This window comes from Pseudoalteromonas sp. 3J6 (assembly GCF_903995135.1).
In the GTDB taxonomy this organism is placed as follows: Bacteria; Pseudomonadota; Gammaproteobacteria; order Enterobacterales; family Alteromonadaceae; genus Pseudoalteromonas.
In genome coordinates, this window is the sequence record NZ_LR877185.1 from 2,000,627 (window position 1) to 2,015,411 (window position 14,785).

The following is a 14,785-nucleotide window of genomic DNA, read 5'->3' on the forward strand; positions in this document are numbered from 1 at the left end:
AAATGATAAGAGCCATTATTGTTGATGACGAGCCATTAGCGCACCAAGTCCTACTGCATCATTTAACTGCACACTCCAATATAAATGTAGTAGGTCAATACTATAGCGCTAAAGATGCCTTATGTGTGCTTGCCAAGCCGGGCATTGATTTAGTGTTTCTCGACATTAATATGCCAGAGTTAACAGGCCTTGAGCTATTAAAAGCACTTGCTAACCCGCCGCAAGTAATTATCAATAGTGCCTATCAAGAGTATGCTTTAGCTGGCTTTGATTTAAATGTTACAGACTACTTGCTCAAACCCGTTTCAGCGCCGAGGCTAAAGCAAGCTCTCAACAAAGTGTGTCAACGTGCGGCACAGCCTTTAGACCAACAGCCCCAATGTATAACGCTTAAAGTAGACCGAGAAAAACGAAAATTCGTGTTAGACACCATTGAATATATTGAAGCTTACGGTAATTATGTAAAGTTGCATCAAGCGCAGAATACCACGCTTGCCACAGCGACACTTAAGCAACTGAGTGAACAGCTAGCAGATACATTTATACAAATTCATAAATCGTATTTAATTAATAAAAACAAAGTGACTGCGGTTAATCATGAGAATGTTGAACTAACCACAGGGGCTATTGTTAAAATTGGCAAATCATATAAAGAACTCTCTCGCACACTACTTTAAACAAAGGGTAGTAGCTGCTTTGCAAGGCGCTTATGTTCTTCAGATGGCCAATGAACCCCCTCACTTTCACAAGCAGCAAGAAGTGAAAAGCCATCGATAAACACACATGCCTGGCGTTCAGAGACAGCTTTAAATTCAATAGATAATTGTTCAGCTTTTATACCTGCACCTGCGTAAATACTTTTATAACTTCCCACTTCATGAACCTTGGGCGGGCTCAATATGATTACTTTTGGCTGTGCGTTACCGTGATAAAACGCTTTAATGGCTAAAATCAACTCCTCAAGCGCTTTGCTAATATCGATAGCAGACAGTGCAAAACGGGCTTTTAAATCATTGGTGCCAAGCGCAATGATAATGACATCCAACGGCTGCGCCTCAAGGTAAGGTTTTAAATACTTTACGCCTGATTTATCGCCGCTAAATGGCGGGTTATTCACTAAGGTACGATTAGGCTGCCCAGCTTCAATAACGAGGTGCCCTGTACCTAACAGCTCTGCCAATATGCCCGGCCAGCGTTCATGCGCAGGCAGCCGCTTTCCATCAACGGGTGATGTACCAAAGGTATTGGAGTCGCCAAAACAAAGAATATTCATGTTTAAAACGGATTCAACGTATAGCCTTGTTGCTGTAACTGCGCATGCGCGGTCATCGCTGAAAGCGCCATTTGCACTCCAGGTATTAGTTGATCAGCCTCCACTTTCATATGCGTTGCCGACTGCCCGCACACATATACCTGCGTTTTATTAGCAAGTAGCTGTTTGAGCAAAGATTGGGTTTTGTTATCTTTGTCAAAACGCGCTTTGTAAAAGCTGTTTTCAAGCACATCAACACTTGCACCACCGTGCACCACTAGCGCCAGCTGGATGTTTTCTGGTTTTACGCCGTGAGCCACATGCATATTGATAAAGCGCGCTAACGAATTAATATGATTATTTTGCGCGCCTTTTTCAGCGCCATCTCCTACATCAAAGGCAATTTTAAACTGCGCTTGGCTTAAATCAGATTTATGCTCGGGCACATTATAAAAATAACCAAAGTCTTTAATAACAGGCGCAGGCTCTGCTGCCAAACTACTAAAGCTAGTTAAAAGAAGGCTAAGACCTAAAAGTGATGTTTTCATAAGTTTCCATTTTATTGTTGGCTTAGCCTACCCTAACGCTATTTAAAGCAATTAACTAGCCTGAACATGTGAGTGCGCTATAAACGTCATCCCTAAATAATTGAATGTATGTTTAAACATATCGATAAATGCATCCGGCGCAGAAGCAGACGTAGCATTAGACAGCAGTGAAAACTGTTTTTGACGTAAAGTTCTAAGCTTCGGTTTTAACGCCTCATCATCCATGTAATCAGTAATTCTATCCATAAACGCTTTCATTTGTGGCGTGGTGTTATACCAATAAATAGGTGACGCAATTACCCAATGCTCAAAGGTAAGTAACTGTTCAAATAGAGTGTAAAAATCATCTTCAGGGTAGTTTTTGTCATAGCGATAAGGTGAGATAACAAAGTCATCTATGCAAAAGCCTTGCCCGCCTTCCTTAGCTATATAATTGTTGACTTGTGTACTGGTGTTACCTGATTTACGCGCACTTGAAAAAATTATGGCTGTGGTATTCGTTGATTTATCTTGCATTTGTATCACTCCTTTTTTTATGATAGAGCAAAGCTTAAAACCTCAAGTTAAGTTCAGGTCAATAAGCAATATCCATATTTTTGCAAACAGGACGCATACCGATGACCGTACAACAAAAAAAGCTCACTGAAGCCAACTTAACCGTAGGCTTTGTGGCTAAGCGCAGCGGTGTAAAAGTATCAACACTGCACTTTTACGAAACCAAAGGCTTGATCCGAAGTTGGAGAAACAACGGCAATCAACGCCGTTATAAGCCAGATGTTCTGCGCCGTATTGCGGTTATAAAAGCAGCACAAGCGATGGGGATCACGCTCGAAGAAATTAAACAAACTCTGGCAACGTTACCAGAGCAGCGTACACCAACACAAAAAGACTGGTCTGCACTTTCAAAGCAATGGCAAGAGAAACTTGATGAGCGTATTGCTTATATGCAACGTTTACGTGAACGGGTTGATGGCTGTATTGGCTGTGGGTGTTTATCAATGAGTAAGTGCCCTATTTATAACAAAGACGACCACTTAGGTGAAACCCAAAGTGGTGCCATTTTGTTAGAGCGAGATTAAGGCTTATAAAACCTTAATCTAGACCATTTAAGCCTTCTCGGGCAGCGCGATATAATGCCCCTAGAGTTGAGTCAAATACCGATTTTATAAAACTGTAAGTCAGCTCTACAGCTTTGCTAATAACTTTGCCAGCAAACACTAGCATGTGGCCGAGTAAACCTAAGGTTTGCGTTGCAAATGAGGCTGACGCTTTGGCTATTTTATCAAGCGTTCGCGCCAGCATATCGTAAAAAGTTAAGCCTGTACCTATGGCTGCTTGCGCCGCAACAGCACTGTAGTAGCCCGAATCTTTTAATAAGGTAACTAACGCAGCGCCAAGTTTATCTGCCCAATGCGAACTAAATGAAGCTTGATTTCTGTCTTCAAACTTCAAACGTACCGGCGTGCTTAAAAAGTGGTTAGCTTTTACAGTTAAATTGCCCCAGTCATTACTGTTTGCGGTATTAACATAGCCTGGCGTACCACTTAATTTGTGTGCTGCGCCTTTAAGGCCCTGGCCGTTATCAAGGCGAATTTCTTGGCCATTGTAGGGCGCATGTGAAAATGGCCACAAAGGCACTTTTGTAACCGGATCAGCGCCGTGTGTACAGCGGTATATTTTATCAATACGAGAGGTGGCAGCGCGTGAAAAGTTATCAAGCCCCACTCTTGGTGAGCCGAACGTATATAATTTAACCGGCAACGAATACTCTGCTTTTATCCAATCGGCTGAAAGCGTAGCCAATGCACCACCTAAACTATGACCAACAATGTGCACACAGCCGGTCATTTTATCTCTTATATTTGCAGCAACGAACTCTTGTAGTGCAGGTTTCATACTATAAAAGGTTTTATTAAACCCAGCATGTACCATACTGCCGTTAGAGCCACCGCTTAAACCAAAGTGCGCATCTGTTAGGCCATCTCTAAGAGAAGCCGTCCCACGAATAGTGATTACTGAATCACCTTGAAATGAATTTTTACCGTGTGCAACAAGGCCAAACCCAGTACTTAAACCAAATAAATGAGAGAAAAACCCGCCTGACACACCTTGTATGGATCTATTATTGATAGAAAAATCAAACTGATCTCGTAAGGATGCATGCAATAGCCCATTTAATAGTTTTGTATTTTTTAATTCTTTAGCATCATAAGCAAGTGATGCTAATTGGACTGCCTGAGTAGGTGTTAACGTATTCATTTTAAATCCTTTTATTGGCTTTAAACGTTAGAGCTTACAGGTGGTAAAAACTGCAAATGTATGCTGTTTATCATTTTTAGCAGCTATATCAAATGTTTCTGGCTCATTTGCGATATCACAAACCAAATTACTTAAGTATTCGGTTAGCGTATCTTTATGCTCGTAAGGAAATAGCCTAACTGCCCAAATAGTAACTTCCTTTGCATTCTCATCTAATGTGTATATGTGTTGTATAACAGATTCGTTGTCGAACATGTTTGATGGCTTTGATGTTTTGATAACTTTTTTAGGGAAAGAAAAACGACCATCACTACTTGTTGTTACTTCATCAATATATTCATCGCCATAATTTAGTCTACGAAATACCTTTTTACCAGCAACAGGTTGCTCATCAAAAAGCAAACGCCCCTCAACTGGAGCTGATAACACAAAATCTTCCTTACTAAAAAAACCAAACATATTTGCAAAAACCTGTGTTGTAGTAAATAAAATTAGAATAGCCACAACTGCAATGAGTAATGGTAACTTAAACCGCTCCATCAAAAATATAATCTCCAAGAAATCAAATGCATGCACCATATATCGTAAAGAAGTGCTCTGGCGCTTCTTCTATAGGTATGTCGTATGTTTGTGGCTCTTCGGCAATATCACACTCTAAGTTAGCGAGTAAGTTTTTTAGGGTATCACTCCCCTCGTGCATAGACACGGTTATGTACCAAAGAACAACGCGCTCAGGCGTACCATTTTCTAAATAAACATGCTGAACCAGTGATTCATTATCCAACATGTTAGTAGGCTTACTCGTTTTTATAGATTTTTCTGTGAAGGTAAAAAAACCATTATCATCGGTTATTACTTCATCTTTATATTCATCACCATAAGTAAGCGCACGTACAACCTTAGCATTTGCAACAGGCTGCCCTTTATCTAATAATTGCCCCTTCATCGGAGCCGATAAAACAAAACTCTGCTTATTAAAAAAACCAAATATATCTGCATAAGCCTGTGTTGTAGTCAAAATAATAGCAATAGATATAATTACCAAAATGTGAGCTTTAAAACGCGATAACAAAATATACAAGCTCCAAACTATTAAACTCAAAATACACGTGTCGTATTGCTATTTAATGACGTTTTAAACTCTTAACTATCAGCGTTAATGAAATTGCCCATTTCAACTAAAATTTATTCTAATTGGGTACAAAGCGCACTGCAAGCATTTAGAGCAAAAAATAAGCAACAAATCATTCCCTAAAAAAACAATTCATAAACCAGCTTACATATAATGCTAAACCCAAGTCCCATCATTAATATATAGCCATATAAAATAGCAATAGCGCCACCCGATGCATCCCCTATTTTGTCTATTTCAATACATGTAGAGCACACTATAAAAAAAATAAAAAAATTAGCAATTAAGCCTAATATATAAGCTTCGCCAAATAGTGGGGAAATGCCTACTAATATAGCACTTAGCATAATAAGGATACCTGAAAGCGCCTCCTTCAAAGAGAACTTGTACTCAATAATTTTGAGCACTAAGGTCACGACCATTAATGCTAAAAAATAAACCGTAGGTTTAAACTGGCTATACAAGTAATCCACACTAAACATTTGGCTAATCGTCAATGAGGGCTCTTTAGCTGGGCTTAAATCTTCTGCTATCGCGCTTGAAGCGTCATCGGTAAAAAAATACGCAGCCGCAACAATAATTAACTTTATCATTCCAAAAAAGATAAAACTGGCGACCATAAACCCTATTGAATCGTCTATGGTCAATCGCTTGTTTGCCTTACTTTCTACAATTTTAGCTAGCAATACACCCAATAAGCACACACTACCTAAATAAAGCAGCGCGACCCAAAACTGATCAAGATAAAAAACCGATAAGCCAGGGGCAATAAATAAAAACATTGAATCTTCATTATCTAACGAGCTTTTGGGCTTAACACTGTATTTTGACTGTTTAAAAAGTGCTAAATAAACAAATAATGGCTGTAAAAACAGCATTAAAATGCAGGTGTTTATAAGAGTCATTTATCATCCTTGATTACAGCCAACACACTGCGCCGAGAGTATTGGCAATTACGAAACTAATTAAAGGTTTATTTTTTGCAAGTAGGTTTTAAGCTTTAATAAGCCCGACTCAAGCTCAAACTTTTGTATTTTAGGGTTTTTAAACTTAAACCCGTTTGAAATATGAGTATTGATCATCGTCGCCATGCCTTCAAAACCCGCAGGCGCAGTTGCGACTAAATCGCTCAATAATGGTTGAATAAGCTCTTGATGCTCTTCAATTTTGGTTGGATCCTCGTAAATATCGTATACAAGGTTGATTAGTGTTTGTTGGTGTTGTTGTTCCATAATAATTCTATAAGCCTTAACTTTGGCGATTATAGCTCCTTTTTGGATTTGATATTTAATTGCTCATTGCTGCTACGGCATTTTCTTTTAATGTTTTAGCTAAAGTATCAGAGCCATCGTCTAGCTTTTGATCTATCACATATTGCGCATTAATAATAACATTTGGCCAATCTTCAAGCTTGGTATAGATTTTTGCTAAATCGTAATGAATCGACCTTAACAGAATTTGATATGGCTCTTCTGCCTGAGTTAAAAAAAGCTCATATAAACGTGCGGCTTCCTTTAAATCTTCCTCAACAAACAAACCACCATCATAAAGCCATGCAAGCCTGCGAATAGCCAAATTTTCATTTTTCAGCACACGGCGCTTTAACTCATTAACATAACGTGAGCCGTCCCCAGTATGATGGCCAATAAAAAGTAATGCTTCATACTCACCCATGTCGTAAGCTTTTTCGCACCACTTTTCAAGCTGTCTAGGCGCATACATTAAGCTTTTTTGACATTGAAGCATCACTGTATTTTTAGACAACTCAGGATTGTTGATATCAAGATCTGGCCATAAAGTCTTTGATAAAGACTCAGCCTGAACTTGAGCAGTGATTGTGCTAAGAACAAACAAAGCTATAAATATTCTTTTTACCATTTGAGAGTTCCATCAGAATTGACTCTTTGTTCAGGAATATGAACTTGAAATGTTTTAACTAAATGTTTAGAAGGGAAACCTTCACGATAAAAATATTGCTGCTTGAGAGTTTTTATTTCAGTTGAATCGCCTTCACAACGCCTTTGAGATAGACAAGCAATACCCCCTATAAAATCTATAAATCTAATGCTATTGATTCCCCTAATTGGCATTAGGGTATCTAAACCAGGCTCGTAGTTTGAAGCCTGTACAGCATGCCATCGATGCATAAAAGCAACGATACGATTTGCCTTCGATTGATTTAAAACACCCGCTATATTATCAGCCCATATTTTATTACGACGGGTGTGCGTGCTCAAACAGTCCCCTCCAACATATTGATCATAAGAGCACTCCTTATCCATAACCTCCATCATTTCTTGCGAAATATCTAAGGCAATAATTTTTAAGCCAATATCTCTAGCAGCTTTTACTAACTCACCATAAGCTTTAGGAACTAAATAACCCCAAGCCCAGTTTTCATCGAAGTATTGTTGAATTTCTCTAAAGCCTTTACCCGTACGTTGGTAAAACTCAATTTTTTCTTGCATAGATCGTGGCAACATCTCCATCGCAAAATGAGTAAACCCTGCTCCTTTAAGCTGCTTTAGGGCTTTAATAGCTTCATATTTATAGCCAGCGGTATTATGGCTCGATTCGCCTAGCATAACTAAACGCGCATTACCGGCCATTGTTTTGTAATTTACATCCGTGTTTATTTTATTCATTACCTATCCTTGTTTTTTATTTAAATTTTCAAAACACCATCTATAAAATTCAATAGCGTTATTATTTTCAGAGCTGTAAGGAGCAACTGCATATTCATAGCTCATTGCAAATAAAAGCTAAAAATAGAGCATCGTATTTCAATAACTTTGCACATAGAAAAGAGCCTTGACTAACTTTAAAGTTTAAAAGGCAAAACATAATTCCAACGGAAAACAAAATACCCAACAGACACTCAGGACTTGTATCAAAGTACTGTGTTAACAATGTCATGCCTGAATAAACAGTTCCTATAAGTAAGATAACCGTTACTAATAAGAACCTACGTAAAAGCTTCTATGGGAGAAATAAAAAAAGATTTCGGTACCTTTAGCCATTAAAACCATCCCCACAGACCTAACTTTAAATTTTAGCTAATCAGAACTCTTGAGCTTTTTTGAAACGTACCAAACCATACCTATTTATTTAAGTAATTATTTTAGATAGTTTGGAGCCGTTATTACATTTAAAATGTTAAATATATGTCCATTAAAACTTGAATCATTAAAATCATCCACAAATGTGAACGGTATTCTCACCACAGTTTATCCCAACTACTCTGAACGGTGACAAACAAGTGGAGAAAAGTCTGTATTTTCAATCTTAATTGAACAATTCATATTAACCACATTTTGGCTTATTAGAGATAGCTCCAACTCAAATGTTAGGCTCTGAGATTCAACACTCAGATTGTAGATATCTAAAAATGATAACTTTTTAAAATCATGTGTAACTTTTAAAGCTTCATCATACACGTTACAAATATTCTTTCGTTTGATAAGCGCATTACTACCTGCTTCTAAAATCTCTAATCTTAAACATGGGAACTCGCTATCAGGATGAAATTTTATCCAGCGGAATAAGTTATCATTAACCCTTTCCACATTCATCTCTATAACATCAAAGCTAACATAAGTTTTGTCATCATTACTTATTGCTTCAGTACAAAAAAAAGTAAAAATCAAATAAATGCTAATCATCAATTGTTTCATCATACACCTATGAGTTTATGTATTTAATACGCGCCTGTTGCCTGGCAAGCGGTATACCACCCCAGTTAGCACTTTTATTTATTTCAGCTTTAAAGGATATTAAATCATTGTTCGCAACATGTTTTTGTAAAATTTTACGACTAGCAGGGCGGTAATCTCCTCTAAACCTTAAATCTATCAAAACATTTTTTATCTTCGGATCTAAATTTAGCCAATCTGTTTTTCCATATGTTTGACTTGTTATAGGTTTATTACATATCCGCTTTACATCAGCTTCCATTTTTTTATAAACAATTTCAAATAGCTTTAATTGCACCTGTGCTGATACTTCAAAATCAAGTAAGTCTTTTTCTATAACAAACTGCTTAGCTGCATTACCCATTTTACCTGCAGCAAGGGCTATAACATTAGCCACTTTATTATCGATGCCCGATTGAATAAGTTGACCACTAATTTTGGAAGATGTTTTTTCACGCATATCGTAACCCCGACCAATGGTTAACCCAGACCTATTGGTTGGCACATGGAAACAGCGGCTGTGATAAACCCCACCTTCTGTACCCTCAGCATCCCATGTTAAAATACCGTAGTTAGGCTTTGTAATTGAGACTTTGGTATAAATGCTAGACAAAAATTCAACTAACTTTCTAAAAGTCCCTCGGTTCGCAGAAACTATGCCATCTGGATTCCCCATTTTTATAACTTGTTTCTGAAAGTGCTTAATTAGGTCAATAAAGTGGTGATCGACCTCACTATTCACAATAAGGGATAACCCCGTTTTACGTGCATAAGCATTTAAGAGTGAGCGTATCAGTTGTACGTCAGCCGATTTATTTGCTGATTTTAATCCAACACTTGCAGTCATATTTAAGTTGAACATGAAATTCCTTTTCTATAAAAATACTTTTTTAACTATTTATATTAGTACTATTCAAATTTTGAACATTTCGATGAAAATCGACTATATTATTATACAGCGTCCTCCCTACCGACGGGATTACAATTTCTAAACAGATATCAAGCCATAAAAATGACAATCATCTATATATATCTAAAAACTTACCGAGAGTGTTATCTCCCATAATAAATTCATATTGCTCTGTATCTCCCCATTCATTACCAGCTTCATTAGTATCTGGGTGGAATAATAGTGAAACACCTGTTTTTGAATCCATGTTTTGATTTAAACCGCGAAAGCTATAATGCTCTAAAGTAGCAATTTTGTATTTTTCAACATACTCACCATTTAACTTAAAAAGTTGAACTTCCATATCGGCATATGCTTCAACAAAAACTCGGTTTAGCTTTTTAGAAAAAACTGCACTAGCATCAAAGCTAAAATTTATTTCAATTAGCTCTCCTTCATAGACCCATGACAGGGTTGTATTAGGCGAATCACCTTCTCTGTTGAACACTCTTTTTATTTTCATAAATCCTAAATAACTCTATTAAATATACTTTGAAATTTGACTTTATATGAATCAGGTTTTGCTAGCTATTTAAGTATTTACTTTCGTCCACTCTCTGCTAGCCCCAGGTTCATACCTTACAAACCAGGGGTTTGGTTGTTGCTCTGCAGGTATAAAATTAATGGCGTTAGGCGTTTCAAAAACACCTACAGGCTGCCCTTTATCTTTCAAACATACAAATTGCCCATCAATTAATTCAAATATACCTTGCTCGCCACCAGCAAGGAAAATACGCTCTTCAATTGCCCCTACGCCATACCATGAATATTTAGCAGATCCAATATCTGTGAAGCCATTATTTGCATTACCTACTAATAAACAGCCACTTCGACCAGTAATAAAAACTTTGTCTCGTGAAAGCACCTTTATATCGGTAAACGCATCTTGTTGCGGAATGCCTGAGGGTAATGCTATTTTGGTCCATGCACTCCCATTGAAATGATGTATATTTCCATCATAACCAACTACATATACGTCATCAGAGGCTGAGCCATCTATTGCATTTGGCGCTTTTGGAAGTGTGTACTGAGTCCAAGACTGACCGTCCCAGTGAAATGCAGGACCTGCAAATGCGGTAACCCAAACATCTTCGTCTGATGTTCCCCAAATAGCATTTAGCTGACCTTTAAAAACTTCGGTAACATTCCACTTAATATCAAAACTACCTGAATTAAATTTTAATCGCTCAAAAGGCGGCTGCTTAAAATTAATATTAGCATTAGTAAATACGTCACCTTGGTCATCTACAACCCATAAATGACCGTTTTGTGATGACCACATAGCGTTAAGCTGAAAATTTGCACCTAAACACGTCTTAACGTGTGTTTTTTCCTTTAAGCTTACACCGCCTACAGCATTTAACGCATCCGCCTCATTGTAATATGTTATTAATCTATGCTCACCAAGGTTTGATACCTTAAGATCAATTACATGTACTATCTCATAATCATTACGCATTATTTATACTTCCAAATTCATTAAAAATCTTCGCCTATCTCAATGGTATCATCATCAGGAACACCACCACCGCCAACTAAATTAGACATTTTGGCATCTTTATTAACCCCTGCATTATCTAAGTAGTTTTCAGCATCTATTCGAATCGCCTTAGCCACTAAAGCTGCTTCCTCTTCTGGGATCCTCGCCTCGTATACGCCTGGCGCCCTCTCAATTGTCTCCATACTAAGCGACTTTGCCGTCTCACTCTCCATATGGTCTAGCCATTCATTTACTGTGGCGTACTCGCCTTTTTTATAACCAAACAAACCAAACGAAAACCAAACGAGACATCCACTCTAATTCTGCAAGCAAAGCTGTTTTTCTAGATTTATTTTTTTAGGCTAATAATTAATATTTTACGACTGCGTTACTTCATTTCATCCAGTAAATAAACCATTATCACCTTTAAACCTAAATTACACGCATAGAAACAACTGCACCATTGCAGTAACAACTTTTTCTAATGAGTAATTTAAAGTTTATGCTAATAGCTTTTCACAGTTACTAAGATCCGCTCGCCGTTTTCTGTTTAGATTTTCACAGTAACTTGCTTGTGAAGACGGGCGGCCAACTGCACCATGAAATACGCGTGTAAATTGCGTAGTCAGTTTCACCCAGTTTTCTGGCGATATATTTAACCTTTCTAGAAAAGGGAGATTCATATTATTAATATACCCGCGTTTATCCTCTTGTATTACTCGCCCTGTTAACTCAACAAGTTCAAGGTACGATTTAAGTTCAAACGGTAACCCTTTTGGCATTATTTGACGTGGCATACCTGCAAAGCGGAGCAATTTTTTTGTTTGTTTGCCATCTTTTGCGTATGTTAGCCGCTTTTGAACGCTCGTATGGTCAGAGTCTTCTGGTGTATTTGCCATTTTGGCTCTGATGGGGTTTAAGTCTACATACGCCATGCAGGCCGCAAGTGCGGCTTCATCAAGGAGTGCTTGAGATTTAAAGCGACCTTCCCAGAATCTGCCTGAGCAGTTATCTTCTTTATTTGCTCTACGAGCAATATTTTCATTCAATAAGCGCATAAACCAGCTAATACTTGATAGGCGCTCTCGATATTGTTTGACTGTTTGATTAAAAAAGATAAGCTCAGCTTTACTTAACTTTTCACCTTGTATGTATTTTTGCGTGAGTAACGTGCCTTTACACAGTTTATGCCAGCGAATAACAATTGCTTTATCATTCAGTCTATTTGCTTTTTTATCATCAACATACAACACTAAGTGCGTGTGGTTACTCATAACAGCATAAGCACACACATCAATACAAAATATCTTGGCTAATTCAAGCAGCTTATCCTCAACCCAGCCTCGTCGATGTTCATAAGATTGCCCTGTAAAATGGTCTTCACCGCACAAAAAAGCACGCCGAACACAACGCGAGATACAGTGGTAATATTTTGTATCAACCAAACTTACTTGACGCTTTCTTGCGATTGCCATAAGACACCCTGCTTTTTTTGCACTGATAAAAGCCTAGTACTTAGTTAGCCAAACTGCAAAAATTAGGGTGGGTGTCTAGTTTATTCATTTTGACTGTTTAAAAAGTGCTAAATAAACAAATAATGGCTGTAAAAACAGCATTAAAATGCAGGTGTTTATAAGAGTCATTTATCATCCTTGATTACAGCCAACACACTGCGCCGAGAGTATTGGCAATTACGAAACTAATTAAAGGTTTATTTTTTGCAGGTAGGTTTTAAGCTTTAATAAGCCCGACTCAAGCTCAAACTTTTGTATTTTAGGGTTTTTAAACTTAAACCCGTTTGATATGTGAGTATTGATCATCGTCGCCATGCCTTCAAAACCCGCAGGCGCAGTTGCGACTAAATCGCTCAATAATGGTTGAATAAGCTCTTGATGCTCTTCAATTTTGGTTGGATCCTCGTAAATATCGTATACAAGGTTGGTTAGTGTTTGTTGGTGTTGTTGTTCCATAATAATTCTTTAACGCCTTAACTTTGGCGTTTATAGCTCCTTTTAGTATCAGTTTTTATTCAATGATTTATTCTCAGCTAATGATGCTTTGGCTTGATTTTGTATATATTGAGCACGATGCTCCCAATCGGTTCTATTTGCATAATTTATTACATAATCTGTATGAAAAATTACTTTATTCCACATACCCAGCTTTTGGTAAATTGTGGCTAGTTCAAAATGAGCTGAAACACTTTGAAAATTAATTTCGCTATCACTGGAAAGTAAATATAATTCATATAATCGTGCGGATTCTTTTAAATCCTTTTCAACAAAGTGGCCACTTCGGTATATCCAAGCCAGTTTTTTTAAAGCACTATTCTCGTTATTTGCAATACGAGTATTAATCTCTTCTAAATAACGAGACCCATCACCAGTGTGAACACCAATGTAATATAAAGCCTCCCAATGACCAAGACGATACGCTTTTTCACACCATGCCTCTAATTGTTCAGGTGCATGCATTAAGCTCTTTTGACATTGTTTAGCAGCTTTCTCTACAGTTAAGTCAGGGGAGTTAATATCTATGTCAGGAAAAAGTGATGCTTTCAACACTGAAGAAAATGCAAAACATCCAACAAACATAATTATTGATACTATTTTTACCATTGTAATGAACCATCACTATTTACTCGCTTTTCAGGTATATGCACTTGAAATGACTTCACAGATGATTCGTGCGGGTAGCCTTCTAAATAATAATAGCGTTCCTTTAAGGATTGCTCCTGATTAGAGTCACCTAAGCAGCGTCTATCACTTATACAACTTAACCCTCCGATAAAGTCGATGAAGCGCACATTGTAAATATTATGATCTTTAAGAAATACATCCACACCAGTCTGATTTGCAGCATTTAGTACCGCATGAAAACGATGCATGAACGCGACTATTTTATTTTGACTAGATTTATTTAATATAGCTGCTAAATTAACTGCCCAAAGTGCATTTCTAGAAGTATGGGTATCAAAGCAATCACCTTCTTCCATCTGCGCTGAAGAGCATACGCTATCCATTAAATCCATTGTTTCAACCGACACATCAAGAGCAACTATTTTCATTCCAATGTTACGCGCAGCCTTTACAAGTTCACCATATGCATGGGGTGTCAAATAGCCATGCGTCCAATACTTATCAAAATACTGCTGTATAACATTAAAGCCTTTACCCGTTCGCTGATAAAAGTCTATTTTTTCCTGCATAAAACGTGGCAGCATTTCAATTGCAAAATGTGTAAAACCAGCAGTTTTTAACTGTTTGATTGCCTTAATTGCTTCATACTTATAACCAGCGGTGCTATGGCTCGATTCGCCAAGCATAACTAAACGCGCATTGCCGGCCATTGTTTTGTAATTTACATCCGTGTTTATTTTTTTCATTATATTTTCTTATATTTGAGAGTTTACAGGCAGCTTAGTACTTATCTAAATACTAATAGCTAACCACTTTTACGAGAATGGGCTCAGT

At 37.6% G+C, this 14,785-nt stretch carries 21 protein-coding genes; 2 read left to right on the forward strand and 19 right to left on the reverse strand.

The genetic code is table 11. From position 1 onward, the window contains the following. Positions 1 to 2: 2 nt before the first annotated feature. Complete coding sequence (locus P3J6_RS09100) at positions 3 to 677, forward strand: LytR/AlgR family response regulator transcription factor (protein ID WP_138605894.1); 675 nt, start codon at positions 3 to 5, stop codon at positions 675 to 677. Here P3J6_RS09100 and P3J6_RS09105 read toward each other — a convergent pair. From P3J6_RS09105 to P3J6_RS09115, 3 genes are read right to left on the reverse strand one after another with little or no spacing between them, the layout of a single operon-like run. Then, positions 674 to 1,273 carry an SGNH/GDSL hydrolase family protein gene (locus P3J6_RS09105; protein ID WP_198522799.1) on the reverse strand — a complete coding sequence of 200 codons (600 nt, stop codon included), beginning with the start codon at positions 1,271 to 1,273 and terminating at the stop codon, positions 674 to 676. The genes P3J6_RS09100 and P3J6_RS09105 overlap by 4 nt on opposite strands. Positions 1,274 to 1,275: 2 nt before the next feature. Further along, complete coding sequence (locus P3J6_RS09110; protein WP_198522800.1) at positions 1,276 to 1,800, reverse strand: DsrE family protein; 525 nt, start codon at positions 1,798 to 1,800, stop codon at positions 1,276 to 1,278. Between the two features lie 51 nt (positions 1,801 to 1,851). Then, positions 1,852 to 2,316 (reverse strand): flavodoxin family protein, encoded by a 465-nt coding sequence (locus P3J6_RS09115; protein WP_198522801.1) that lies wholly within the window; start codon positions 2,314 to 2,316, stop codon positions 1,852 to 1,854. Positions 2,317 to 2,417: 101 nt separating this feature from the next. On the opposite strand from P3J6_RS09115, the gene soxR reads away from it, so the two are divergent. Then, positions 2,418 to 2,879 (forward strand): redox-sensitive transcriptional activator SoxR, encoded by a 462-nt coding sequence (gene soxR, locus P3J6_RS09120; RefSeq protein WP_198522802.1) that lies wholly within the window; start codon positions 2,418 to 2,420, stop codon positions 2,877 to 2,879. 13 nt (positions 2,880 to 2,892) lie between these two features. Here soxR and P3J6_RS09125 read toward each other — a convergent pair whose 3' ends face one another. The 16 genes from P3J6_RS09125 to P3J6_RS09200 all read right to left on the reverse strand — a co-directional run bounded on the left by P3J6_RS09125 (position 2,893) and on the right by P3J6_RS09200 (position 14,697). Continuing rightward, positions 2,893 to 4,059: a lipase family protein gene (locus tag P3J6_RS09125; RefSeq protein ID WP_054201374.1), complete on the reverse strand. Its 1,167-nt coding sequence runs from the start codon at positions 4,057 to 4,059 to the stop codon at positions 2,893 to 2,895. A 27-nt stretch (positions 4,060 to 4,086) separates the two neighbouring features. Beyond that, positions 4,087 to 4,635: a DUF6795 domain-containing protein gene (locus P3J6_RS09130; protein ID WP_332871384.1), complete on the reverse strand. Its 549-nt coding sequence runs from the start codon at positions 4,633 to 4,635 to the stop codon at positions 4,087 to 4,089. Then, positions 4,622 to 5,131: a DUF6795 domain-containing protein gene (locus P3J6_RS09135; RefSeq protein WP_198523791.1), complete on the reverse strand. Its 510-nt coding sequence runs from the start codon at positions 5,129 to 5,131 to the stop codon at positions 4,622 to 4,624. Before P3J6_RS09135 ends, P3J6_RS09130 begins: the two co-directional genes overlap by 14 nt. 179 nt (positions 5,132 to 5,310) lie before the next feature. Next, the gene (locus tag P3J6_RS09140; RefSeq protein ID WP_198522803.1) at positions 5,311 to 6,096 is read right to left on the reverse strand and encodes a hypothetical protein; all 786 of its coding nucleotides are present in this window, start codon (positions 6,094 to 6,096) and stop codon (positions 5,311 to 5,313) included. Positions 6,097 to 6,156: 60 nt separating this feature from the next. Continuing rightward, positions 6,157 to 6,423, reverse strand: a complete 267-nt coding sequence (locus P3J6_RS09145) for a hypothetical protein (RefSeq protein ID WP_198522804.1) — start codon at positions 6,421 to 6,423, stop codon at positions 6,157 to 6,159. A gap of 55 nt (positions 6,424 to 6,478) precedes the next feature. Then, on the reverse strand, positions 6,479 to 7,069 hold the full coding sequence (locus P3J6_RS09150; RefSeq protein WP_198522805.1) for a hypothetical protein: 591 nt from the start codon (positions 7,067 to 7,069) through the stop codon (positions 6,479 to 6,481). Continuing rightward, positions 7,063 to 7,836: a ChaN family lipoprotein gene (locus tag P3J6_RS09155; RefSeq protein ID WP_198522806.1), complete on the reverse strand. Its 774-nt coding sequence runs from the start codon at positions 7,834 to 7,836 to the stop codon at positions 7,063 to 7,065. The genes P3J6_RS09150 and P3J6_RS09155 overlap by 7 nt, the downstream gene beginning before the upstream one ends. Positions 7,837 to 8,427: 591 nt before the next feature. Then, the gene (locus P3J6_RS09160; RefSeq protein WP_198522807.1) at positions 8,428 to 8,865 is read right to left on the reverse strand and encodes a hypothetical protein; all 438 of its coding nucleotides are present in this window, start codon (positions 8,863 to 8,865) and stop codon (positions 8,428 to 8,430) included. A 7-nt stretch (positions 8,866 to 8,872) separates the two neighbouring features. Continuing rightward, positions 8,873 to 9,745 (reverse strand): hypothetical protein, encoded by an 873-nt coding sequence (locus P3J6_RS09165; protein WP_198522808.1) that lies wholly within the window; start codon positions 9,743 to 9,745, stop codon positions 8,873 to 8,875. 157 nt (positions 9,746 to 9,902) lie between these two features. Next, a complete protein-coding gene (locus P3J6_RS09170; RefSeq protein ID WP_198522809.1) occupies positions 9,903 to 10,295 on the reverse strand; it encodes a hypothetical protein in 393 nt (130 codons plus the stop codon). A 69-nt stretch (positions 10,296 to 10,364) separates the two neighbouring features. After that, the gene (locus P3J6_RS09175) at positions 10,365 to 11,291 is read right to left on the reverse strand and encodes a hypothetical protein (protein ID WP_198522810.1); all 927 of its coding nucleotides are present in this window, start codon (positions 11,289 to 11,291) and stop codon (positions 10,365 to 10,367) included. A gap of 20 nt (positions 11,292 to 11,311) precedes the next feature. Further along, the gene (locus P3J6_RS09180; RefSeq protein ID WP_198522811.1) at positions 11,312 to 11,599 is read right to left on the reverse strand and encodes a hypothetical protein; all 288 of its coding nucleotides are present in this window, start codon (positions 11,597 to 11,599) and stop codon (positions 11,312 to 11,314) included. A 213-nt stretch (positions 11,600 to 11,812) separates the two neighbouring features. Further along, positions 11,813 to 12,787 (reverse strand): transposase, encoded by a 975-nt coding sequence (locus P3J6_RS09185; RefSeq protein WP_198522812.1) that lies wholly within the window; start codon positions 12,785 to 12,787, stop codon positions 11,813 to 11,815. 228 nt (positions 12,788 to 13,015) lie between these two features. Beyond that, the gene (locus tag P3J6_RS09190; RefSeq protein WP_010389341.1) at positions 13,016 to 13,282 is read right to left on the reverse strand and encodes a hypothetical protein; all 267 of its coding nucleotides are present in this window, start codon (positions 13,280 to 13,282) and stop codon (positions 13,016 to 13,018) included. Positions 13,283 to 13,330: 48 nt separating this feature from the next. Next, positions 13,331 to 13,930, reverse strand: a complete 600-nt coding sequence (locus tag P3J6_RS09195; RefSeq protein ID WP_198522813.1) for a hypothetical protein — start codon at positions 13,928 to 13,930, stop codon at positions 13,331 to 13,333. Further along, positions 13,924 to 14,697: a ChaN family lipoprotein gene (locus P3J6_RS09200; protein WP_198522814.1), complete on the reverse strand. Its 774-nt coding sequence runs from the start codon at positions 14,695 to 14,697 to the stop codon at positions 13,924 to 13,926. Before P3J6_RS09200 ends, P3J6_RS09195 begins: the two co-directional genes overlap by 7 nt. Between the last annotated feature and the right edge of the window lie 88 nt (positions 14,698 to 14,785).

What these genes read in the sequence shown, in the direction of transcription:
- P3J6_RS09110 (WP_198522800.1), bottom strand. Translation starts at nt 1,800, where the DNA reads ATGAAAACATCACTTTTAGGTCTTAGCCTTCTTTTAACTAGCTTTAGT.
- P3J6_RS09145 (WP_198522804.1), bottom strand. Translation starts at nt 6,423, where the DNA reads ATGGAACAACAACACCAACAAACACTAATCAACCTTGTATACGATATT.
- P3J6_RS09150 (WP_198522805.1), bottom strand. Translation starts at nt 7,069, where the DNA reads ATGGTAAAAAGAATATTTATAGCTTTGTTTGTTCTTAGCACAATCACT.
- P3J6_RS09185 (WP_198522812.1), bottom strand. Translation starts at nt 12,787, where the DNA reads ATGGCAATCGCAAGAAAGCGTCAAGTAAGTTTGGTTGATACAAAATAT.
- P3J6_RS09170 (WP_198522809.1), bottom strand. Translation starts at nt 10,295, where the DNA reads ATGAAAATAAAAAGAGTGTTCAACAGAGAAGGTGATTCGCCTAATACA.
- P3J6_RS09100 (WP_138605894.1), top strand. Translation starts at nt 3, where the DNA reads ATGATAAGAGCCATTATTGTTGATGACGAGCCATTAGCGCACCAAGTC.
- P3J6_RS09105 (WP_198522799.1), bottom strand. Translation starts at nt 1,273, where the DNA reads ATGAATATTCTTTGTTTTGGCGACTCCAATACCTTTGGTACATCACCC.
- P3J6_RS09125 (WP_054201374.1), bottom strand. Translation starts at nt 4,059, where the DNA reads ATGAATACGTTAACACCTACTCAGGCAGTCCAATTAGCATCACTTGCT.
- P3J6_RS09190 (WP_010389341.1), bottom strand. Translation starts at nt 13,282, where the DNA reads ATGGAACAACAACACCAACAAACACTAACCAACCTTGTATACGATATT.
- P3J6_RS09155 (WP_198522806.1), bottom strand. Translation starts at nt 7,836, where the DNA reads ATGAATAAAATAAACACGGATGTAAATTACAAAACAATGGCCGGTAAT.
- P3J6_RS09200 (WP_198522814.1), bottom strand. Translation starts at nt 14,697, where the DNA reads ATGAAAAAAATAAACACGGATGTAAATTACAAAACAATGGCCGGCAAT.
- P3J6_RS09195 (WP_198522813.1), bottom strand. Translation starts at nt 13,930, where the DNA reads ATGGTAAAAATAGTATCAATAATTATGTTTGTTGGATGTTTTGCATTT.
- P3J6_RS09115 (WP_198522801.1), bottom strand. Translation starts at nt 2,316, where the DNA reads ATGCAAGATAAATCAACGAATACCACAGCCATAATTTTTTCAAGTGCG.
- P3J6_RS09160 (WP_198522807.1), bottom strand. Translation starts at nt 8,865, where the DNA reads ATGAAACAATTGATGATTAGCATTTATTTGATTTTTACTTTTTTTTGT.
- P3J6_RS09175 (WP_198522810.1), bottom strand. Translation starts at nt 11,291, where the DNA reads ATGCGTAATGATTATGAGATAGTACATGTAATTGATCTTAAGGTATCA.
- soxR (WP_198522802.1), top strand. Translation starts at nt 2,418, where the DNA reads ATGACCGTACAACAAAAAAAGCTCACTGAAGCCAACTTAACCGTAGGC.
- P3J6_RS09165 (WP_198522808.1), bottom strand. Translation starts at nt 9,745, where the DNA reads ATGTTCAACTTAAATATGACTGCAAGTGTTGGATTAAAATCAGCAAAT.
- P3J6_RS09140 (WP_198522803.1), bottom strand. Translation starts at nt 6,096, where the DNA reads ATGACTCTTATAAACACCTGCATTTTAATGCTGTTTTTACAGCCATTA.